Source organism: Geodermatophilaceae bacterium NBWT11, assembly GCA_014218215.1.
GTDB lineage: Bacteria > Actinomycetota > Actinomycetes > Mycobacteriales > Geodermatophilaceae > Klenkia.
In genome coordinates, this window is sequence record CP043652.1 from 4,456,056 (window position 1) to 4,476,142 (window position 20,087).

Annotated in this window: 18 protein-coding genes; 6 read left to right on the forward strand and 12 right to left on the reverse strand. The window is 72.2% G+C overall.

What is annotated here, in order from left to right:
* The first annotated feature begins 6 nt into the window (after positions 1–6).
* The gene (locus tag F1C76_21615; GenBank protein ID QNG38785.1) at positions 7–1,239 is read left to right on the forward strand and encodes an ABC transporter substrate-binding protein; all 1,233 of its coding nucleotides are present in this window, start codon (positions 7–9) and stop codon (positions 1,237–1,239) included.
* A gap of 71 nt (positions 1,240–1,310) precedes the next feature.
* Here F1C76_21615 and F1C76_21620 read toward each other — a convergent pair whose 3' ends face one another.
* The 7 genes from F1C76_21620 to F1C76_21650 all read right to left on the reverse strand — a co-directional run bounded on the left by F1C76_21620 (position 1,311) and on the right by F1C76_21650 (position 9,491).
* Positions 1,311–2,243 carry an alpha/beta hydrolase gene (locus tag F1C76_21620; GenBank protein QNG38786.1) on the reverse strand — a complete coding sequence of 311 codons (933 nt, stop codon included), beginning with the start codon at positions 2,241–2,243 and terminating at the stop codon, positions 1,311–1,313.
* Positions 2,244–2,319: 76 nt separating this feature from the next.
* Positions 2,320–2,865, reverse strand: a complete 546-nt coding sequence (locus F1C76_21625) for a hypothetical protein (protein ID QNG38787.1) — start codon at positions 2,863–2,865, stop codon at positions 2,320–2,322.
* On the reverse strand, positions 2,862–4,463 hold the full coding sequence (locus F1C76_21630; protein ID QNG38788.1) for a hypothetical protein: 1,602 nt from the start codon (positions 4,461–4,463) through the stop codon (positions 2,862–2,864). The genes F1C76_21625 and F1C76_21630 overlap by 4 nt, the downstream gene beginning before the upstream one ends.
* Positions 4,464–4,620: 157 nt before the next feature.
* Positions 4,621–6,306, reverse strand: a complete 1,686-nt coding sequence (locus F1C76_21635; protein QNG38789.1) for an AMP-binding protein — start codon at positions 6,304–6,306, stop codon at positions 4,621–4,623.
* A 149-nt stretch (positions 6,307–6,455) separates the two neighbouring features.
* Positions 6,456–7,439 carry an SDR family NAD(P)-dependent oxidoreductase gene (locus F1C76_21640; GenBank protein QNG38790.1) on the reverse strand — a complete coding sequence of 328 codons (984 nt, stop codon included), beginning with the start codon at positions 7,437–7,439 and terminating at the stop codon, positions 6,456–6,458.
* A gap of 20 nt (positions 7,440–7,459) precedes the next feature.
* On the reverse strand, positions 7,460–8,119 hold the full coding sequence (locus F1C76_21645; GenBank protein QNG38791.1) for a hypothetical protein: 660 nt from the start codon (positions 8,117–8,119) through the stop codon (positions 7,460–7,462).
* Positions 8,013–9,491, reverse strand: coding sequence for an MFS transporter (locus F1C76_21650; GenBank protein QNG38792.1), 1,479 nt, complete (start codon positions 9,489–9,491; stop codon positions 8,013–8,015). Before F1C76_21650 ends, F1C76_21645 begins: the two co-directional genes overlap by 107 nt.
* A 107-nt stretch (positions 9,492–9,598) precedes the next feature.
* On the opposite strand from F1C76_21650, the gene F1C76_21655 reads away from it, so the two are divergent.
* Positions 9,599–10,216, forward strand: a complete 618-nt coding sequence (locus tag F1C76_21655) for a TetR/AcrR family transcriptional regulator (protein QNG38793.1) — start codon at positions 9,599–9,601, stop codon at positions 10,214–10,216.
* 6 nt (positions 10,217–10,222) lie between these two features.
* Here F1C76_21655 and F1C76_21660 read toward each other — a convergent pair whose 3' ends face one another.
* The 3 genes from F1C76_21660 to F1C76_21670 all read right to left on the reverse strand — a co-directional run bounded on the left by F1C76_21660 (position 10,223) and on the right by F1C76_21670 (position 11,668).
* On the reverse strand, positions 10,223–10,450 hold the full coding sequence (locus F1C76_21660) for a helix-turn-helix transcriptional regulator (protein QNG39465.1): 228 nt from the start codon (positions 10,448–10,450) through the stop codon (positions 10,223–10,225).
* 146 nt (positions 10,451–10,596) lie between these two features.
* Positions 10,597–10,959, reverse strand: a complete 363-nt coding sequence (locus F1C76_21665; GenBank protein ID QNG38794.1) for a helix-turn-helix transcriptional regulator — start codon at positions 10,957–10,959, stop codon at positions 10,597–10,599.
* An 82-nt stretch (positions 10,960–11,041) separates the two neighbouring features.
* Positions 11,042–11,668, reverse strand: coding sequence for a TetR/AcrR family transcriptional regulator (locus F1C76_21670; GenBank protein ID QNG38795.1), 627 nt, complete (start codon positions 11,666–11,668; stop codon positions 11,042–11,044).
* On the opposite strand from F1C76_21670, the gene F1C76_21675 reads away from it, so the two are divergent.
* The 4 genes from F1C76_21675 to F1C76_21690 all read left to right on the forward strand — a co-directional run bounded on the left by F1C76_21675 (position 11,583) and on the right by F1C76_21690 (position 17,439).
* Positions 11,583–12,743, forward strand: a complete 1,161-nt coding sequence (locus F1C76_21675; GenBank protein QNG38796.1) for an alpha/beta hydrolase — start codon at positions 11,583–11,585, stop codon at positions 12,741–12,743. The two genes, F1C76_21670 and F1C76_21675, sit on opposite strands and share 86 nt — an antisense overlap.
* Positions 12,541–14,370, forward strand: a complete 1,830-nt coding sequence (locus F1C76_21680; protein ID QNG38797.1) for an NAD(P)/FAD-dependent oxidoreductase — start codon at positions 12,541–12,543, stop codon at positions 14,368–14,370. The genes F1C76_21675 and F1C76_21680 overlap by 203 nt, the downstream gene beginning before the upstream one ends.
* A 42-nt stretch (positions 14,371–14,412) precedes the next feature.
* Positions 14,413–15,015 (forward strand): TetR/AcrR family transcriptional regulator, encoded by a 603-nt coding sequence (locus F1C76_21685; GenBank protein QNG38798.1) that lies wholly within the window; start codon positions 14,413–14,415, stop codon positions 15,013–15,015.
* A gap of 177 nt (positions 15,016–15,192) precedes the next feature.
* The gene (locus F1C76_21690; protein ID QNG38799.1) at positions 15,193–17,439 is read left to right on the forward strand and encodes an MMPL family transporter; all 2,247 of its coding nucleotides are present in this window, start codon (positions 15,193–15,195) and stop codon (positions 17,437–17,439) included.
* A gap of 54 nt (positions 17,440–17,493) precedes the next feature.
* Here F1C76_21690 and F1C76_21695 read toward each other — a convergent pair whose 3' ends face one another.
* The gene (locus tag F1C76_21695; GenBank protein QNG38800.1) at positions 17,494–18,192 is read right to left on the reverse strand and encodes a hypothetical protein; all 699 of its coding nucleotides are present in this window, start codon (positions 18,190–18,192) and stop codon (positions 17,494–17,496) included.
* Positions 18,189–20,054: a hypothetical protein gene (locus tag F1C76_21700; GenBank protein ID QNG38801.1), complete on the reverse strand. Its 1,866-nt coding sequence runs from the start codon at positions 20,052–20,054 to the stop codon at positions 18,189–18,191. Before F1C76_21700 ends, F1C76_21695 begins: the two co-directional genes overlap by 4 nt.
* Positions 20,055–20,087 lie beyond the last annotated feature (33 nt).

Here is a 20,087-nt window from a genome sequence, read left to right on the forward strand (position 1 = left end):
ACCCCCATGCCCACCATCCCCGTCACCCGGCGCGCCTGGCCCCGGCGAGCAGTCGTCGCCCTGGCCGCAGGCAGCCTCCTGCTGACCGCCGCATGCAGCGGCCGCGGCGACGACTCGGCCGACGCCGGCGGGGCCGACTCGGACGCCCCCATCGTGATCGGCCTGAGCTTCCCGCTCAGCGGGCCACTGGCCGGCGCTGCCGCCGTGGCCGACGGGGCGGTCGCCTACTTCGAGCACGTCAACGCCGACGGCGGCGTCGACGGACGGCAGATCGACTACCAGCTCCTCGACGACGGGTACGACCCGGCCCGGCAGGCCGACAACGCGCGGCAGCTGGTGGACCAGGACGGAGCCGACGTCGTCCTCACCTTCGGCGGGATCTCCAGTGCCACCGCGCCGTACTTGAACGGCGCCGAGGTCGCCCAGGTCGCCTTCGGGACCCAGGAGGCCCTGTCCGACACCGATGCCACGCCGTTCACCCGCGCCTGGTTCCCGGACGGCCGCTGGGAGGGCCAGGTCGTCGCCCAGGACATCCAGGCCGACAACCCCGACGCGGTCGTGGGCGTGCTGGGCGTCAGCAACGACCTGACCACCAGCCAGGTGGACGGGCTGACCGACGGCGGGGTCACCCCCGACCAGGTGCTCACCGTCGCCCCCGGGGTGGTGGACCTGACCAGTCAGCTCAACCAGCTGCGCGCCGCAGGTGTGGACACCCTGCTCCTCGCCACGGTGGGTCCGGCCCAGTCGGCGACCTTGCGCACGATGGCCGACATCGGCTACCGGCCCACCACCTACCTCTACAGCGCAGCGGCGGACTTCGCGACCACGATCGGTCCGGCCGGTGCGGACACCGTGACCGGCGCCCGCACCGCGCAGTACTTCAAGGACCCGGCCGACCCGCGGTGGGCGGACGACGAGGGCGTGCAGGCCTTCCGGGCCGACGTCGCCGAGTACGGCGACGAGGCCAACGTCGACTCCTACCTCGCCATGGAGGGGTACGGCGCCGCAGCGGCGACGGTCGCAGCGCTCGAGGGTTCCGACGGCGAGGGCGGCGCGGCCTTCACCGCCGCGTGGGACGCGGTCGACGGGTTGGACAACCCGGCGCTGCTGCCGGACGTCCAGCTGTCCGCCGGTCCCGGCGACCGTCTGGTCCACGTCTACCGGATGCTCGAGTTCGACGGCACGAGCTGGCAGGACGCCGGCGAGCCGGTCGACGCCGACGACCTCGAGCAGGGCTGAGCACGACCCACGAGGGCTCCCCGCCCGGCTCCGGCCGGGCGGGGAGCCCCTCGAGGGTCAGGCCGTGAGGGTCAGACCCGGCGGTGGGCGGTGACGAACGTCCGGACGGCGGCGTTCAGGTCGGCGTCCTCGGGGGACGAGCCGCCGAACCCACCGTGCGGCATGGCCTCGAACACGTGCAGCTCGGTGGGGACGCCGGCCGCCAGCAGTGCACGGTGGAAGCGCACCGTGTTGGACAGGAAGAGGTCCCGGGTGCCCGACTGGAGGAACGTGGGCGGGAAGCCGGTGAGGTCGGCGAACAACGGCGACAGGTAGGGGTGCGCGAGGTCGTGCCCGTCGGCGTACATCACGTTCACCTCGGCCAGGCTGGCCAGGACGTTGTCCACGCCGTCCAGCACGGCGAAGGTGTCCCCGGACTCGGTCAGGTCGACCTCCGGGGTGGTCAACACGGCTGCCGCCGGCATGGGCAGACCCTCGTCCTTGGCCCGGACCAGCAGTGCGGCCGCGATGTTCGCCCCGGCGGAACCGCCGCTGATGAACAGGTCGGCGGGGTCGCGGACCTCCAGCATCGCCCGGTAGACCGCCACCGCGTCGTCCAGACCGGCCGGGTACGGGTGCTGCGGAGGCATCCGGTAGTCCAGCGCCCAGGTCGTCATCCCCACGGTGAGCGCCTGGACCGCGCCAGTGAGCGCACAGGCACGCCCACCGCCGGACATGAGACCGCCGCCGTGGACGTTCAGCATCAACGGCCCGGAGTCCCCTTCCGGCAGACCCTCCGGCTGCAGCACGTAGACGCGGGCCCCTCCTACCTCGGTCTCGGTCTCGGCGACCGGCAACGGGTGGCCGGCGAACATCGACACGATGTAGCCCTCGATGCCCGCGGCGAACGCCGCCCAGCCCTCGAGGTCCCCCGGGTCGGGGAAGGCGGACGCCGGCCGCGGGTTGGCCAGGAAGGCCTGGGCCTGCTCGCTGAGGTGGGCAGGCACGGGAACGGGGGTGGTCATGACGCCTCCGAGGGTGAGTCGACAGATGGTGGACGGACGGTGGATCGCAGTTCCCCTCCTCCCCGGTTGCGCCGGGTCAGTGGGTGAGGACCAACTTGAGGACGATGGCCAGCAGGGCTACCAGTGCCGCGACCACCCCGATCGAGAGCGCCCGGCCGAGCGCGACGTCGGCCTGCAGCCGGCGGTAGACCAGACCCACGCCGGCCACGCGGACGAGCCCGACGCCGGCGGCGACAGCCTGCCCCGCGACCTCGGGCAGCCAGCCCAACGCCGTCCCCAGCAGCACGGTCGCCGGCAGCACCCCCGAGCTCACGATCGGGACGGCGTCGCGCAGCACCTGTCGCGTCCGCGTCTGGTCACCGCCGCCGAACAGCACCCCGACGGAGTGCGCCAGCACGTGCGCCACGTACGTGGACAGCACCGTGCCGACCACCAGGACGACTGCGGTCCCCGAGTCGACGGCCAGCGGGGAGGCCCCGACCACGGCGGCCAGCACCAGGACGTTCCCGTAGACGTAGGCCGCGACCCGGCTCTCGGCCCGGTGCGGGTCGACGTCGTCGCGGCGCTTCGTCAACAGGCGCAGCACCGCCGCCTCGTCCAGGTGTCCGCCCGCGGCGCTCACCCCACGACCTCACGGGCGCGAGCGGTGTCTGCCTCGGTCCACCCGTCCGGCGGGGCGATCAGCAGCCAGGCGTCGAGCATCAGGTTCCCGTAGTTGTGCCCGTAGCCGTCGGGTGGCGACTGGGCGTTGGTCATGTCCACGGTCACCTGCCAGAACGTGACCACCGGGTACCAACTCATGGCTGGTGACACACCGTCGCCCCGCGGCTCGACCAGCCAGTCGGGCCGGGAGAACAACAGGTCGGGTGCCCACCAGACGATGGGGTCGGACGGGTGCATGAGGTAGACGACCCGGGGTTCCAGCCACGGGCTCGCCGGCTGCGCCAGGTCATCCGCATCCGACCCGAACCGAACGGCGAGACCGCTCGCGTAGACGGGTTCCACCTCGGGCTCGCCCGGGTCGCGACGGTCCACGAACGCCGACCACAGCTCGTTGCTGTTGGGCGGCCCGACCCACAGCACCCCGTCCGCTCGCTCCCGGATGTCGGCCAGCCCGTCGAAGGCGGCCTCCGACCCGGCCGAGCCCAGGCTCTCCCCGTAGACCAGCAACTGCGGCCGTCCACCCTCGGGGATCTCCTGCACCCGGTCGTAGACCGCGTCGAACAAGGTGCGCCCCGCCGCGGCAGCCCGGGAGCGGTCGACGATGAAGGACAGCCAGCTCGGCAGGTAGGAGTACTGCGTGGCCACGGTCGCGGTGTCCCCGCCGTAGACCAGCTCCAGCGCCTCCGGGGAGGCGCTGTTGACCCAGCCCGTACCGGTCGTCGTCACCACCGCGAGCACCTCGCGGTCGAACGCGCCGGTGCGCTCCAGTTCGTCGACAGCCAGGTCGGCCCGCGCCTCGGGTGAGTCGGCGGATTCGAGACCGACGTAGGCGCGGATGGGGACGGCCACGTCGTCCTCCGTGATGCCGGCGGCCTCGGCGATCCGTGCGCGCGCGGGACCACCGGTGACGAACGCCTGCCCCTCCGAGCCCAGCGAGTCCCACGGGGCCAGGGACCCAGGTGACCCGGAGCGCTCGGACGCCTGCGGGCGGGTCACCCCGTCCGGGGTCTGGTCGTTGGTCACGGAGAAGCTGGCATCGGCTGCCGACAACGCCCATCGCAGCACCACGCCTTCGAGGACACCTGCGACCAGCAGCGCCGCCAGGACGGCACCGGCCACCTGGGCCGCGAACCGGGGCACGCGGACCCTGCCGTGGAGGAACCCGCGGATGGCTCGCGCGATCCACCGGATGCCGCGCCCGGCGAGCACGAGGACGGCCGCGACGACGACGATCATCGGAGCTGCTCGGAGCCACCCCGCTGCCGAGTCGGCGGGCATCCCGATCAGCTCGCGGACCTCCCCCTGCCAGTCGGAGGCGATGGTCAGCACGACCAGCAGGGACACCGGCACGACGACCAGCAACGCCGCCCACCCGATCCGGTGGAGAACGCGTGGGACCGTGGCGTACACCCGGTCGGCAGCACGTCGGTACGGGCCCCAGTGCCGGAGGGCCCAGAGCACGAGACAGCTGAGCCCGTAGCCGATCGCGGCGGAGATGCCGCTCACCAGCCCCTGGAAGAACCAGGTGCGCGGCAACAGGGACGGCGTCATGGCCATGAGCGCGAACGCAGTCCCCACGATGAGGGCGACCGGGTCGACCCACCACCACGGCCGCCGCGCACCAGTCAGTTCGACCGTGCCACTGGTGCCTGCCACCGTCACGTGGCCGTCTCCCCGACCTGGGCGTGGGGTCCACCGCACGAGTGGCTGGGGTTCATCGTCGCAGGTCGGGGAAGTCGGTGTCGCTGTACTCCGTGGACCCGCCGTCGCCGGCCTCCTCGCGCCGGCGCAGCTCGACCCGGCGGATCTTGCCGCTGATGGTCTTGGGCAGCTCGTAGAACTCGATCTTGCGGACCCGCAGGAACGGGGCCAGGTTCGCCCGGGCGTGGGCCAGGATGGACCGGGCGGTCTCCGCGGTGGGCTCGTGGCCGGCGGCCAGGGCGATGTAGGCCTTGGGGACGGCGGCGCGCACCGGGTCCGGGGCGGGGACGACGGCGGCCTCGGCGACGGCGGGGTGCTCGATGAGCACGCTCTCCAGCTCGAACGGGCTGATCTTGTAGTCGCTGGCCTTGAAGACGTCGTCGGTGCGCCCGACGTAGGTGATGTAGCCCTCGGCGTCCTGGGTCGCGACGTCCCCGGTGTGGTAGTACCCGCCGGCCATGGCGTCGGCGTTGCGCTGCGGGTCGCCGGCGTACCCGGTCATCAGCGGCAGCGGGTGGGCCGACAGGTCCAGGCAGATCTCGCCCTCGTCACCGACCTCGCCGGTGACCGGGTCGACCAGCACCACCGGGCAGCCCGGCAGTGGCCGGCCCATCGAGCCGGGCTTGACCGGGGAGCCGGGGGTGTTGCCGACCACGGCGGTCATCTCGGTCTGCCCGAACCCGTCGCGCAGGGTCAGTCCCCAGGCCTTCTCCACCTGGGAGATCACCTCGGGGTTGAGCGGTTCACCGGCCGCGATGACCTCGCGCAGGGAGCCCGGGCCGCCGGAGAGGTCGGCCTGGATCAGCATCCGCCACACCGTCGGCGGGGCGCAGAACGTGGTGATCCCGGCCGAGCGGATCCGCTCCAGCAGTGCCGGGGCGTCGAAGCGGGCGTAGTTGTAGAGGTAGATCGTGGCGCCGGTGATCCACGGGGCGAAGAAGCAGGACCAGGCGTGCTTGGCCCAGCCCGGCGAGCTGATGTTCAGGTGGACGTCGCCGGGCTGCAGGCCCAGCCAGTACACCGTCGACAGGTGCCCGAGGGGGTAGCTGACCTGGGTGTGCTCGACCAGCTTGGGGCGCGAGGTGGTGCCGGAGGTGAAGTACAGCAGCAGCGGGTCGCCGGGGGCGGTGCCCGGGTGCTCCACGGGGGCGTCGTCGGCGTCGGCCGCGTCGGCGTAGGACAGCCAGCCCTCGACCGGGCCGCCCACGGCGATGCGGGTGTACTCCCCGGGCACGTCGGCGAACTTGCCCGTGTCGGCGGCGTTGGCGACGACGTGGGCCGCGCCGCCGCGCTCGATCCGGTCGACCAGGTCGGTCGGGCCCAGCGCGGTGGTGGTCGGCATGATGACCGCGCCGAGCTTCATCACCGCCAGCATCGACTCCCACAGCTGCACCTGGTTGCCCAGCATCAGCACCACCCGGTCACCGCGGCCGATGCCGACCGAGGCGAACCAGCGGGCCACCTGGTCCGAGCGCCGCACCATCTCGGCGAAGGTGTACTTCGCCTCGGTGCCGTCGGCCTCGGCGATCCACAGCGCGGTGCCCTGGTCGTCGCGGGCGTAGGCGTCGAACCAGTCGTGCGCCCAGTTGAACCGCTCGCCCAGGTCGGGCCAGCTGAACTCCGCGACGGCGCGCGCGTGCTCACCCCGCAGCGCCAGCAGCTGGTCCCGGGCGGCGCGGTAGGCCTCGGTCGCGGACATCGGTGGGTTCCTCCTGGGGGTGGACGGAGCTCGATGGTCAGGTGCGGATCGGTGCGCCGCCACCCCCAGACGTGTCACGACACAAGGGGACGTGGAAGGACGCCCGCCGACCGGTCCTGGCCACCGGGTCCGGCGGCCAGGACGCGACGTCAGGACGGAGTGCCGGTCCCGGACATCAACCCGGGGACGACGGCGTCGAGCTCGTCGAGGGTCCACAGCGCCCGCGGGTCGCCGTCCTTGACGATGGACGCACCGTCGGCGACCTCGGTCCAGCGGGTGACCTCCGACCCACGGACGCCGAACACCTGGCCGGTCACGTCCGCGGCGGCGTCGGTGCACAACCAGCTGATCATCGGGGCGATGCGGTCGGCCGGCGGGAGGTAGAAGCTGCCGAACTCGTCCTCCGGCACACCCTGGGCGCGCAACGACTCGTCCATCTGGTCCTTGTAGAGGTCGAACGTGCGGGTGGCCGCACCGGGTGCGTAGCAGTTGAACGTGACGCCGGACCCCCGGTACTGGGCGGCCATGTCGCGGGACATGCCGATCCCGCCGCCGAGCACGGCCGCACCCAGCGGGTTGGCCTGGGTGCCGCGCGCGATCTCGGACGTCGCGAAGAGCACCCGGCCCCAGCCGCGCTCGAGCATGGCCGGCACCGCGGCTCGAGAGAGCCAGAACTTCTGCCCCAGGTACAGGTCGTTGAGCATGCGCCAGGAGGCGTCGTCGGCCGTGATACCGGCCAGCGAGCCCTTGACGAGCGCACCGGCGTTGGCGATGACGATGTCGCAGGCACCGAACGCGTCGACGGCCGTGCCGACGGCGTTGACGCACCCCTCGGGCTCGGCGATGGAGTCGTAGTTGGCGACGGCCTTGCCGCCGGCGGCGACGATGTCGGCGACCGTGCGGTCGGCGGCCTCGGAGCTGCGGCCCTCGCCACCGACGTCGGTCCCCAGGTCGTTCACCACGACTGCGGCACCCTCAGCGGCCAGCACCAGCGCGATCTCCCGGCCGATGCCGTTGCCGCTGCCGGTCACCAGCGCGGTACGTCCTTCGAGGCGGTTTCCCATGTCTCGTCCTCTCGTCTCGCACCCTGGCCGGCAGGACGTGGTCGTCCGGTCCGGCGCGCGGTGCTGCATTTTTCCCCGTACGTGAGAAATTACCCTGCTTCGGTGCTCCCGGCAACGGTCGACCCGGTCATGGCCCGCCGCAGGACCACGAAGCGCACGAGTCCGGTGCCGGCGGCGAGGGCCATGCTCACCGCCATGCTCGTCAGGCGGGACGGGTCGACGACGACGAGGTGGAGCACGGCCAACGCGACCGCCGTCACCGTCAGGCCGGCCAGTGCAGCCGCGATGCCAGCGGTCTGCGCCCGGAACCACCGCACCCGCTGGTCGGCGGTGAACGTGTACCGACGGTGCAGCTCGTTGGCGAGCGCCGCGGAGAGCAGGCTCCCGATGGCGTTGGCCGTCTGGACCTCGCCGCCGACCTGGGACGAGGCCAGGAAGACCGCGACGAAGACGACGTTCGCCACCCCACCGACGACCGCGAACCTCGAGCAGGTGGCCAGGGTGGTGCCCCCGGACCACCACTGCCGGACCGGGCCCGGTGCCGCGCCCGCGGGGCGCGGCACAACCACACCGCCGCTGTCGTCCACGACCGGGCACACCGCGGTCGCCGTCGGCGACCGCGGTGCGAGGTCCACGGTGGGCTCAGCCCTGGAGGGCGACCGGCTCGGCGGCCGGCACGTCCCGTGCAGGGTGCTTGATCGAGGGCAGCGCCAGCGCAGCCACGATGGCCAGGGCGGCCACCCCGGCACACACCCAGAACCCGGTCGTGAACACCTGGTCGCCGGGCAGACCCTGCGCAGTGGTGGACGAGGCGAGGATCCCGGCGATCGCCGCGGTGCCCAGGCTCCCGCCGATCGTGCGCGAGATGGTGTTGACGCCGGTGGCCTCGCCCGTCTGCGCGGCGGGCACGCTGGCGATCAGCGCAGTCGCCATGCCGGCGAACGCCAGTCCGATGCCGGCTCCGACCAGGGCCCCGGATGCGATCACCTGCCAGACCTCGGCGTGGGAGACCGCCGGCAGCACGAACCCTGCAGTGACGAACGTGGCGCCCAGGGTGATAGGGAGCTTGGGCCCGAAACGGCGGTCCAGGAGTCCGGACAGCGGCCCGAAGACGATCATCATGCCCACGGTGGGCAGCAGGAAGAGCCCGGCCGCGGAGGCGGACTCACCGAATCCGTAGCCGGTGGCCTCGGGCAGCTGGAGCAGCGTCGGCACCATCAGGAACGTGCCGAACATGGCGAAGCCCAGGATCAGGGCCACCATGTCGGCTGCCCACACGCCGCGGATCCGCATCAGCTTCAGGTCGATCAGCGGCTCAGCCGACCGGCTCTCCACCCGGAGGAACGCAACGGCGGCCACGACGCCCAGGACGAGCAGCCCGATGGTCTTGCCGTCGCTCCAGCCCCACTCCTGCCCCTTGCTCACCGCAAGCAGGATCGACACCAGCGCGACCGCCAGGATGCCGGCGCCCAGGAAGTCCAACCGACCGGGCGTCCGGACCGGGGACTCCTTCATGCCGAAGACCGCACCGAGCAGCGCGACGACCACGAGCACCAGGGGCAGCCAGAACAGCCAGTGCCAGGACAGGTGCTCGACGATCGGGCCCGCTCCTACGATCCCGACGCCGGCGCCCACGCCGAAGATCGCGGAGAGGAGCCCGACGACGACGCTGACCCGCTCACGGGGCAATTCGTCGCGGACGATGGCGATCGACAGCGGGAGGATCGCACCGCCGGCGCCCTGGATCACCCGGGCGATGATCAGGACGGTGAGGTTCGGTGCCAAGGCAGCGAGCAGCGTGCCGCCGGCCAGCAGCGAGAGCACCCCGATGAGGACCTTCCGCTTGCCGGCGATGTCACCGAGCCGGCTCAGCACCGGGGTCAGCACCGAGGCGGCGAGCAGGTAGGCCGTGACCACCCAGCTGACGTCGCTGGTGGACGCGTCGAGCTCGCGAGCCAGCGTCGACAGCGCGGGGGCCACCAGAGACTGCAGGACGGCGAACGCAAGCCCGCCGAGGGACAGGTAGAGGACGATGAGCCCACCGGAGGACGAGCGCGCCTCATCGGGGGCGGAGGTCGTGTCCCGGCTCTCGCCGGGGGTCGTGACCGTGCTGTGGGACATGGACCCTCGTTAAAGTAAACAGACGTTGACTTGGCCTAGTATGAGCCCGTCGGTGCACAAGTCAACGATCGTTTACGTCACACTCGAGGTCGGACAGGAGCAGGACGATGACCGCACCAGAGACGACCGGGGGGTCGGACCCGGCCACCGCCCGCCGCCGGGATGCCGCGGGCACCCGGCGTCTGCTCCTCGACGTTGCTCGGCGTCGTTTCGCGACGAACGGCTACACCGCCACCACCGTCCGGGACGTCACCGACGAGGCGGGCGTGAACGTCGCGCTGGTGAGCCGTTACTTCACCTCCAAGGAGGGGCTCTTCGAGGCCTGCCTGACCAGCACCGTCGCCGAGTTCGGCCCTCAGGCGAGCGACGCCGGTGCCGCTGACGAGGACCTCGCCGGGGTCCTCGCCGCCCAGCTGGCCGGCCCCGGGGGCCAGGAGCAGTCCTACAAGTTGCTGCTGTTGCTCCGGACGTCGGGGGACGAGCGGGCCGAGCAGATCCGCCTCGACATCCTCGACAGGTTCACCGATGCTCTGGCGGCAGCCGCGGGACACGACCCGGGCGACCTCCGGCCGGACACCCGGCTGCGCGCCGAGATGCTGCTGTGCACCCTCCTCGGGGTGGCCCTGTTGCGCGCCACGACCACCTTGGCACCCCTCGCCGGCGCCGGCGAGGCCGCGTTGCGGGACCCCCTCGACGACGTCGTTCGAGCCCTGCTGCGGACCTGATCCGGATCAGGGCAGGGCGTTCGCTTCGCGCGCCAACTGCACGGCCGATCCGCGTGAGGACGCCCCCAGCTTGACCATGGCGCTGGACAGGTAGCTCTTCACCGTCGCGGGGCCGATGCCCAGCCGGTGCGCGATGGCCTTGTTGGGTTCGCCGACCGCCACGCCGGCGAGGACGTCGACCTCCCGGGCCGTCAACGGCGCCGCCGGGGTCTGGCCGACCCTGTCGTCGAGCATCAGAGGCCGGGTCGCCTCCAGCAGGGCTCCGGCGAGTCGCGCGAGGTCGTCGTACACCTCGTCGGCCTCGGGACCGGAGCGGGCCGCACGCAGGACGGCGAAGGTCCGGCGGACCTCCTCCAGCCGTGCCGGCGCAAGAGCCGCTCTCACACCACCAGCCCAGCACTGCGGGCGGCATTCACCACGGCCTGACGGGTGTGCACCCCGAAGGCGCGCATGGCCACACGCAACTGGCCCTTCACCGCGTCCACGGTGATGCCGAGCTCTCCGGCGATCTCGGCGTTCGTCGAACCGGCCGACACCCCCGCGACCACGGTTCGCGCCCGCGGGCTCAGCTCCACGACCGCGGGACCGTCGCCGGCCTCGTGGAACCTCCGTCGGCACCGGGTGAGCTCGGACCGCAGCACCGGGTCCAGGATCCGGCCCAGGACCTCGTCGAGCTCTTCGAAGAGCCGCGCCAGGTCATCGGCGGGCCCACCAGCGGGGGTCTCGGCGAGGCGACTGTCCATCGGCACGGCATCTCCTTCGATCGTGACGCCCCTCACGATACGAGTTCACTGACACTGCGTCAACGAGTGGACGCCGTGTCGGTCAGCCGGTCTCGCGTGGCTCGGAGAGACCGTGCTGCCACGACCGGACGAGTTCGTCCAACACGGCGGACCGCGGCAACGGCCAGCGGCCCCCGAGCCAGAGCAGTCCGACGTCCGCCAGACCCAGGACCAGCACCTCCAGACGCATCCGCACGACCGCTCGCCGGTCGGGTGGCCACCGGTCCAAGAAGTGCGGTGCGGCCTGGGCGCAACGGTCCAGCACACCGGTGGCCGACAGCCGGGCGAGCGCCGCGTCGAGCACCGCCGCCTCTCGGGCCACCTCGAGGACCGCGCGGTGCCGCTCGAAGTACCCCAGTGCACCGTCCAGCCACGAACGCAGTGCATGCACATCGGCGGGGTCCAGTGCCTCCAAGAGCGCGTAGACGCGCAGCGACTCGGGGTCCAGCACGTCCGCGCAGTAGTCCGAGACCACCTCGGCCTTGCTCGTGAAGTGGAAGTAGAAGGTGGCCCGGCTGCTGCCGGCCGCGGCGGCGATCTCGTCCACCGTCGCAGCGGCGAACCCCCGGTCCAGGAACACCTCCATGGCGGATGCGCGGAGCAGCTCCCGGGTGGCCGCCTTCTGGCGGTCGCGCAACGAACCGGACGAGGGGGGATCGGCAGCCGTCATGGGCGCAGGTTACGAGTTCCCGGTGTCCCGCGGTGTCGGCACTTCTGGCGGTACCGGGGCGGCGTCCCGGCTGCCTCACTGTGGAGACCGATACCCGTTGGAGGAGCCGACCGTGCCGCTGGACGACCCGACCACTGCCCTGCTGGCGCAGTTGGCCCAGCTGGGGGCTCCGCCCCTGGCCAGCCAGACACCCGAACAGATGCGGGCTGCAGCCCAGGGCGCTGGCCTCTCCCCCACCGCCCCGCCGATGCACCGGGTGCACGACCTGCAGGTGCCGACGGACGACGGTGCGACCGTCCCGGTTCGGCTGCTGGTCCCCGTCGAGCACCCCGACGGACTGCTCGTCTACCTGCACGGTGGCGGCTGGGTCTTCGGCGGCATCGAGGGGTTCGAGCAGGTCGGCCGAGAGCTCGCCGCCCGGACCGGTCTCGCAGTGGCCGTCGTGGCGTACCGGCTCGCGCCGGAGTTCCCGCACCCGACCCCCCTGGCCGATGCCTGGTCGGCCGTCTCCTGGCTCTCCGAGCAGGCAGCGGGCCTGCTGGGGGTCGACGGCCCCCTGGTCGTGGCTGGAGATTCGGCCGGCGCCACCCTGGCCACGGTGGTCGCCCGTCGAGCCGCAGCCACCGACGGTCCCAGGATCGCCGCCCAGGTGCTGGTCTACCCCGCGGTGGACCACGCGATGGACACCAACAGCTATCTCGACCCGCAGAACCAGCTCCTGGTCGACGCCGCGGCCATGGCCGTGCTCTGGGACCACTACGTGCCCGACCACGTCGAGCGCAGTCACCCCGATGTCTCGCCGCTGCGTGCGGACGACCTGGGCGGGCTGCCGCCCACCATCCTGGCCACCGCCGAGTTCGACGTCCTGCGCGATGAGGGCGAGGCCTACGCCGACCGACTGGCCGAGGCAGGTGTCACCGTCCTCCGTCGCCGCTTCGAGGGCCAGATGCACGGCTTCTTCACCCTGGTGGACCTCCTACCGGCCAGCCCACAGGCCCTGGACTGGATCGCCACCGGCCTGCGCGACCTGCTCGACCTCCCACCCGTCGCACCGATCGGAGACCCCCGTGACTGAGACCCCCACCCCTGACGTCGACGCGGTCGTCGTCGGAGCCGGCTTCGCCGGGCTCTACCAGCTGCACCTGCTCCGTCAGCAGGGGTTCACCACCCGCGTGTTCGAGACCGGCGCCGGCGTGGGCGGCACCTGGTACTGGAACCGCTACCCCGGCGCCCGCTGCGACGTCGAGAGCATCTACTACTCCTACTCCTTCTCCCCGGAGTTGGACCAGGAGTGGACCTGGAGCGAGCGGTACGCCGCACAACCGGAGATCCTCCGCTACCTGCAGCACGTCGCCGAGCGCTTCGACCTGGAGAAGGACATCACGTTCTCCACCCGGGTCACCGCGGCCGTCTGGGACGACGCCGCCCGCTTCTGGCAGGTGACCACCGACGGCGGAGAGACCGTCACCGCTCGCTTCGTGGTCATGGCCAGCGGCGTGCTGTCCAAGGCCAAGGCGCCCGAGGTGCCCGGGCTGGACTCCTTCTCCGGTCGGGTCCTGCACACCAGCGCCTGGCCGCACGAGGGGGTGGACCTCTCCGGGTTGCGGGTCGCGGTGATCGGGACGGGCTCCTCGGGCATCCAGGCGATCCCGCGGATTGCGGAGGAGGCCGGCAGCCTGACCGTCTTCCAGCGCACCCCGAGCTACGCCATGCCCGCCTGGAACCGTCCGATGGAGCCCGACGAGGTCGCCCAGATCAAGTCCGGCCTCGTCGAGCAGCGGGCGGCCCAGCGCTACACCGTCGCCGGGATGATCAACACCTCGCCGGAGCACGCGGCGCTCGACCTCGACCCGGAAGAGGTGGAGGCCACCTTCCAGCGGGCCTGGGACGCCGGCGGGCTGGGCTCGATGCTCTCCACCTTCACCGACGTGGCCGTGAACCCGGCTGCCAACGAGCTGGTCTCGGACTTCGTGCGCCGCAAGATCGCCGAGATCGTCGACGACCCGGAGACGGCTGAGGCCCTCACGCCCCGGGCACACGGACTGGGCACCAAGCGCCCGTGCCTGGACACCGGCTTCTACGCCGCGTTCAACCGTCCTAACGTCGACCTGGTCGATCTGGCCCGGCACCCGCTGGAGAGCATCACCCCGGCCGGCATCCGCACCGCTGACGGCGAACGCGAGTTCGACGTCATCGTGTTGGCGACCGGGTTCGACGCGGTGACCGGCTCCCTGCTGGCCGTGGACTTCCAGGGCCGGGACGGGCTGCGTCTGTCGGAGGCCTGGTCCGAGGCGCCGTACAGCCTACTGGGGCTCGCGGTAGCCGGCTTCCCCAACCTGTTCACGATCACCGGCCCGCTGAGCCCGGGGATCTTGACCAACATCGTGACGACGATCGAGCACGACGTGGAGTGGGTGACCGAGACCATGCTACACCTCCGCGAGCACGGCATCGAGACGATCGAGGCCACCGAGCAGGCGCAGCGGGAGTGGGCCGAGCACGTCACGATGCTCAGCGGATACACCCTCTACCCGACGGCCAACTCCTGGTACCTCGGTGCCAACGTGCCGGGCAAGCCCCGGGTCTTCCTGGCCTACGTGGCAGGCCTGGCGTCCTACCGTCGGCACGTCGAGGAGGTCGTGGCCGACGGGTACCGCGGCTTCACCCTGGGCGAGCGGGCTCTGTCCTCCGCCACCGCCTGATCCGGTCACCCCCCCGTCCCCCAGAGGGCCGGGGGGTGACCCATGTTATTTCCCGGATGGTCAAAACCCTTGGACACTGAGAGGGTGCCCCTCTCCCCCGGCCACGTCCTGGACCGAGCCACCGTGATCGACACCGCCGCCGCCCTCATCGCCCGACACGGTCTCGACCAGACGACCCTGACATCGATAGCAGACGCGAGCGGGGTCTCGACAGCGGCCGTCCAGCGCTGCTTCGGGAGCAAGCAGGGCCTGTACGCAGCGGCCATCGCGGCCTGCCGGGCCGCTGCCGACGACGTCCACCTCGCGGCCATGCGACACCCGGCCGGTCAGACCCGGGACGTCGAGGCACTGGCCTCGATCCTGGACTTCGCCGCCTCGCACCCGGGGTCGGCCGCACTGATGCTCACCTCGGCCAGCGCGCTGGCCACGGGCGAGCGACCGCCGGTCCGCGGGACGGAGCGGGCCCTGTTGCAGACCTTCGGCATCGACGTGGAGTCCCCGGACCCCGAGCGGCTGACCCGGGTGGTGGCGGCCCTGACCTCGCTGAGCGTGCTCGTGCTGGTCACCCCCCACCTCGAAGTCGGCACTCCGTGGCGCGAGCTCATCCTGGCCACCTGCACGGACTGCCTGGGCCATCGCAGCTGACCCGCACAGCGGCACCGGCCGACCACCGCGCCCCGTGACGCAGATCAACCTGGTCAGGGAGTCTGTTTTTCCCCAACGGGGATAATCTGTCTCCGGGTTCGACCGAACCCCCGCGCCAGCCCGACGACGACGTCCACGGCCGGATGTGCACCGCTCTCAGGTGGAGGCCTGATCTTCATGGCACGTCTGTTGTACCGACTCGGCGCCGGCGCCCACCGTCGCCGGCGCCTCGTCCTCGCGCTCTGGCTGGTCGTCCTGGCCCTCGGGGGCATCGGCGCCGTGACGCTGTCCGGACCCACGTCGGACACGTTCACGATCTCCGGCCAGGAGTCCAGCGACGCCCTCGCGGTGATCGAGCGCGACTTCGGCAGCGCGGCCGGCTCGGGCGCCAGCGCCCAGGTCGTCGTCCAGGCACCCGACGGGCAGACGCTGACCACCGGCGAGAACGCCGCCACCGTCACCACCCTCGTGGACTCCCTCGGCGGACTCACCGGTGTCACCTCGGCGACGAACCCCCTGGATGCGGCGAACCCGACGGTGAACGCCGACCAGACCACCGGGTACAGCACCGTCACCTACTCCACCGCCCCGGAGGACGTCACGCCGGAGCAGAAGGACCAGCTGCTCGACGCGGTGGACACCGCCCGGGACGCCGGGCTGACCGTGGAGATCGACGGCACGGCGTACAGCGCCGAGCCCCACACCCCCATCGGCGAGGTCGTCGGGGTCGTCCTGGCCCTGGTCGTGCTCACCTTCACGTTCGGGTCCCTGCTCGTCGCCGGGATGAACCTGGTGACCGCGCTCGTCGGGGTCGGCGTCGGCGTCGTGGGCATCACGATCGCCAGCGGCTTCACCGACCTGAGCTCCACCACTTCGGTGCTGGCGATCATGCTCGGCCTGGCCGTCGGCATCGACTACGCCCTGTTCATCATCACCAGGTTCCGCCAGGAGCTCCGGCGCACAGGTGACGTGGCGACCTCCGTGGCGACCGCGGTGGGCACGGCCGGCTCGGCCGTCGTCGTCGCCGGACTCACCGTCGTCATCGCCCTGGCCGGGCTGTCGGTCGTGGGCATCTCGTTCCTCACCGAGATGGGCCTGGGTGCCGCGTTCACCATCGTGGTCGCCGTGCTCGTCTCGCTCACCCTGGTGCCGGCCGTCCTCGGGTTCCTCGGCCGACGCGCACTGCCGGTCAAGGAGCGGGCGGCCTTCGACCACGCCGACAGCGGATCCCTCACCGGGACACCGACCGAGACCGACCCCATCGACACCTCCGCGGCAACGTCGACCGGACGGCTCGACCGGTGGGTCCACACCACCACCCGGCATCGCGTGCCGACGCTGGTCGTGGGAGTCGCGGCCCTCGGCGTGCTGGCCATCCCCGCGTTGTCCATGCAGACCACGCTCGTGGTCAGCCCCGAGGACGGCACCACCCAGGCAGCCGCGCAGGACCTGCTCGCCGACGGGTTCGGCCCGGGCTTCAACGGCCCGTTGACCGTCCTGTTTACCGGTGCCGACGCGGCGGCCGCGCTGACGGAGATCAGCCCGGCGGTCACCGCCCTGGACGACGTCGTCACCGTCACGGCGCCGGTCCCCGATGCCACCGGTGACGCAGCCCTGATGACGATCATCCCGGCGTCCGGACCCACGAGTGAGGCCACGGAGCAGCTGGTCGGCGATGTCCGGGCGCTGTTCGACAGCTCCACCAGCGGCGTGGAGACCTACGTGACCGGCACGACCGCGGTCAGCGTGGACGTGTCGGCCGGGTTGGACGACGCGTTGCCGGTCTACCTGGCTCTCGTGGTCGGCCTCGCCTTCGTGTTGCTGGTGCTGGTCTTCCGGTCGCTGCTCGTGCCGCTCGTGGGCGTGCTGGGCTTCCTGCTGACCGTCATCGCCGCCCTGGGTGCGACCGTGGCCGTCTTCCAGTGGGGTTGGCTGGCTGGCCTCATCGGGTTGTCGACGACCGGACCGATCGTGGCCATCGCCCCGATCCTGATGATCGGCATCCTGTTCGGCCTGGCCATGGACTACCAGGTCTTCCTGGTGTCCCGGATGCACGAGGCGCACGGGAGGGGTTCATCGGCCCTGGAGGCGGTGCACCTGGGCTTCAAGGGCGCGGCGAGCGTCGTCGTCGCGGCCGCCGCCATCATGTTCGCCGTGTTCGCCGGCTTCATCCCCGGTGGTGAGGCGGTCATCAAGTCCATCGGCTTCGCCCTCGCCATCGGTGTCCTCATCGACGCCTTCGTCGTCCGGCTGGTCCTCGTGCCCGCCGCGCTGGCGCTGCTGGGAGAGCGCGCCTGGTGGCTCCCCCGCTGGCTGCAGTGGCTGCCGCACCTCGACGTCGAGGGCACGTCGGTGGCCGACACCCCGGCAGCCGCGTCCGACGACCACGACGCCGAGCACCCGGCGGTCCCGGCCGGCGTCTGACGCGCAGGCACGAGGACGGCCCCGGGCACCGGCCCGGGGCCGTCCTCGTGTCGGTCAGGCGTTGTCGTCGCCGACGACCGGGACCACCGCGTCCAGCTGCTGGGCCAGGCCGGCGATGCACACGTCCACCTCGAAGCCCCACTGCCCCGGGTCGATGCCCGGCTCGTCGATCGCAGCCAGCCGGCGGAGCGCCGGGAAGTCGTCGGCCGCCTGCCGCAGCACCGCGACCTGGGCCCGGCTCGCGGACACCCCCGGGTCCCGCGAACCGGTCCCGGTCGCCTCCCGGAGAGCGTCCCTCCCCGATGCGGTGGCCTGGGAGGAGATCGACCGGAGGCACCGGGCGACGGTCCGCACCGGGAAGCCGCTGTCCAGGAGCACCTGGATGAGGTCGTCCACCGGGCGCAGCGTGGCACCCAGCGACGCATGCTGGAGGTGGAAGTGCGGCGCCAACGGACCCATCTGCAGCACGGCAGCACGCACACCGTCCGCGTAGACCCGGACGGCCTCCTGCCAGGTGCCGGCGCGGGCGACGTCCAACCGGGCCATCACCTCCGCGAAGACGTCGGCGGCGACCAGCTCCAGCAGCCCGTCGCGGTCGCTGACGTGGTAGTTCAGGGTCTTGCGGTCCACGCCGAGGGCGTCGGCGACCACCTGCATGGTGAGTGTCTCGGCCGGGATGGCGCGTGCTGCCGCGACGATGCGAGCCCGGTCGACGAGCGGTGGTCGACCGCGTCGGCGGGGTTCGTCGGTCACGCCGCACCCCCCGGTCGGTCCAGCGCGGCCCGGCGGGCGGCGACCTGCTCGGCGAGGACGGTGAGCACGCCGGGACCGGCCCCGGTGGGCGACGGGGAGACTTCGGGCTCGTGGTCGACCGGCCCGCCGTGTCCCAGCGCAGCCAGGGCACCGTCGACATCCCGCCGGTCCACCACCCGGCCGGCCACGCCGACCCGGCCCAGCAGGGTCAGAGCCGTGAGGTCGCGCAGTCCCGCGCCGAGTGCGTCCAGCTCAGCGGCCTGAGCGTCCGTGAGGTCGTCGTCGTCGGGGACCAGTTGCCGGCGGGTGAGCACGGCGGTGCGCTGCACCTCGAGCCCTCGCTCCCGGTCCGAGGAATTGCCCTCCACCGACGTGCTGAGCACCGCGGCCGTTGCGGCCACGGCGTCGCTCACCCGCTCGGACAGCGGTCGACCCCGGACACCGGGGATCACGGCGAAGCCCAGGACGACCCCGATGAGCACGGCGATCAGGGAGAGGACGACGTACTCGACCAACGTGGCTGCGGGATCGAGGTCACGCAGAGACGAGTTCAGCCCGACGCTCATGCACAGCAGACCGGCGTAGCCGATGACCGGGCGGGCGGTGAGGTACCAGAGGGCGACGACCAACGAGACCAGCGCCACCGGGAGGAGGACGCCCTCGGGGACCAGGAAGACGATGCCCACGGCCAGGACCACACCGACGACGAGTCCGGTGATCCGGGGACGGGCCTTGGCCAGCGTCGCCGTCCAGCTCGTCTGCAGGATGCCGAAGGTGGTCAGCAACAGCGTCGGCACGAGGGGGTCGCCAGCATCCAGTCGGGTGGACAGCAGGAGCGCGAGCAGCACGCCCACGGCCGTCCGGGCGGCGTGCCGCAGCTGGATCGACCGGAAGCCCACGCCGGCGCCGAGCGCGATCTGGGCGCGTGCGCCGCGGGTGACCTCGTCGGAGAGCTCGACGCGCGTGTCGTCCCGGCCGCGCGTCGCCGCCTCGGCGGTGTCCAACGCAGCCCTGCACTCCTCCACCAACCGGGACAACGCCTGGGGCAGTGCGTACTCGTCGGACGATGAGGCGGAGGGCACGTCGGCGCCCCCTGTCGCGGGCTCCTTGGCCCGGACGGCCTCGGACAGGCGGCCCACCCGCTCGGTCAGGTCGGTGCCGGCCCGGTCGAACGCCGCACGTCCGGCGGCCGGGACGGTGCCTGCCAGAGCGTCCAGTGACCGTCGGGCGAGCCGGTAGCGGACCGCTCCCCCGAGCACGTCCATGGTCCAGCGACGCGGGTCGGCCAACCAGCTGTCCAAGGCTGCGGTGACATCGGGCTCGGAGTCGTCCAGCACGGCGGCAACCGCCGTCCGGGTGGCCTTGCCCGGATCGCCGATCCCCATGAGGAGCCGCAGCACGACGGCGACGACCAGGCCGGCGAGGGCGCCGATCACCAGCTGCGTCAGGGTCACGGCTCCGGTCAGCGGGATGCTGTAGGCCATCAGAGGCAGCATCCCGACACCCAGACCCGCCGTCCGGAAGCGCGGTCCCCGCAGCGGCAGCAACGCCGCCACGACGACCAGCACGACGATGACGGCGATGGCGGCCGGTCGGGAGACCTCGGCCAGCGCGCGGGGAGCGACGGCGGCCACCACGAGCAGCGGGGCGAAGAGCGCCATGCTGCGCAGGTCGGACCACAGCGGACCCGTCGCGCAGATCAACAGCCCGAACAGGGCGACGAAGGCACCGATGAGAGCGGCCGGCCCCGCCCCGGTCAGCGTGCCCAGCACCATGGCCGGGGCCAGAGCCATGATCAGCAGCACCAGCAGCTGGGGGCTCCCCTTCGGCGCGGCGCCGGTCGTCTGGACGGGCGTGGTCACGACGTCTCCCCCTGTGCGATCACGTGGACATGG

Bases quoted from the DNA above. Each gene is read 5' to 3' on its own strand.
- F1C76_21685 (QNG38798.1), top strand. From the start codon at position 14,413: ATGTTATTTCCCGGATGGTCAAAACCCTTGGACACTGAGAGGGTGCCC.
- F1C76_21675 (QNG38796.1), top strand. From the start codon at position 11,583: ATGGCGGATGCGCGGAGCAGCTCCCGGGTGGCCGCCTTCTGGCGGTCG.
- F1C76_21690 (QNG38799.1), top strand. From the start codon at position 15,193: ATGGCACGTCTGTTGTACCGACTCGGCGCCGGCGCCCACCGTCGCCGG.
- F1C76_21650 (QNG38792.1), bottom strand. From the start codon at position 9,491: ATGTCCCACAGCACGGTCACGACCCCCGGCGAGAGCCGGGACACGACC.
- F1C76_21630 (QNG38788.1), bottom strand. From the start codon at position 4,463: ATGGCCATGACGCCGTCCCTGTTGCCGCGCACCTGGTTCTTCCAGGGG.
- F1C76_21635 (QNG38789.1), bottom strand. From the start codon at position 6,306: ATGTCCGCGACCGAGGCCTACCGCGCCGCCCGGGACCAGCTGCTGGCG.
- F1C76_21640 (QNG38790.1), bottom strand. From the start codon at position 7,439: ATGCAGCACCGCGCGCCGGACCGGACGACCACGTCCTGCCGGCCAGGG.
- F1C76_21655 (QNG38793.1), top strand. From the start codon at position 9,599: ATGACCGCACCAGAGACGACCGGGGGGTCGGACCCGGCCACCGCCCGC.
- F1C76_21665 (QNG38794.1), bottom strand. From the start codon at position 10,959: ATGGACAGTCGCCTCGCCGAGACCCCCGCTGGTGGGCCCGCCGATGAC.
- F1C76_21620 (QNG38786.1), bottom strand. From the start codon at position 2,243: ATGACCACCCCCGTTCCCGTGCCTGCCCACCTCAGCGAGCAGGCCCAG.
- F1C76_21680 (QNG38797.1), top strand. From the start codon at position 12,541: ATGAGGGCGAGGCCTACGCCGACCGACTGGCCGAGGCAGGTGTCACCG.
- F1C76_21615 (QNG38785.1), top strand. From the start codon at position 7: ATGCCCACCATCCCCGTCACCCGGCGCGCCTGGCCCCGGCGAGCAGTC.
- F1C76_21670 (QNG38795.1), bottom strand. From the start codon at position 11,668: ATGACGGCTGCCGATCCCCCCTCGTCCGGTTCGTTGCGCGACCGCCAG.
- F1C76_21660 (QNG39465.1), bottom strand. From the start codon at position 10,450: ATGCTCGACGACAGGGTCGGCCAGACCCCGGCGGCGCCGTTGACGGCC.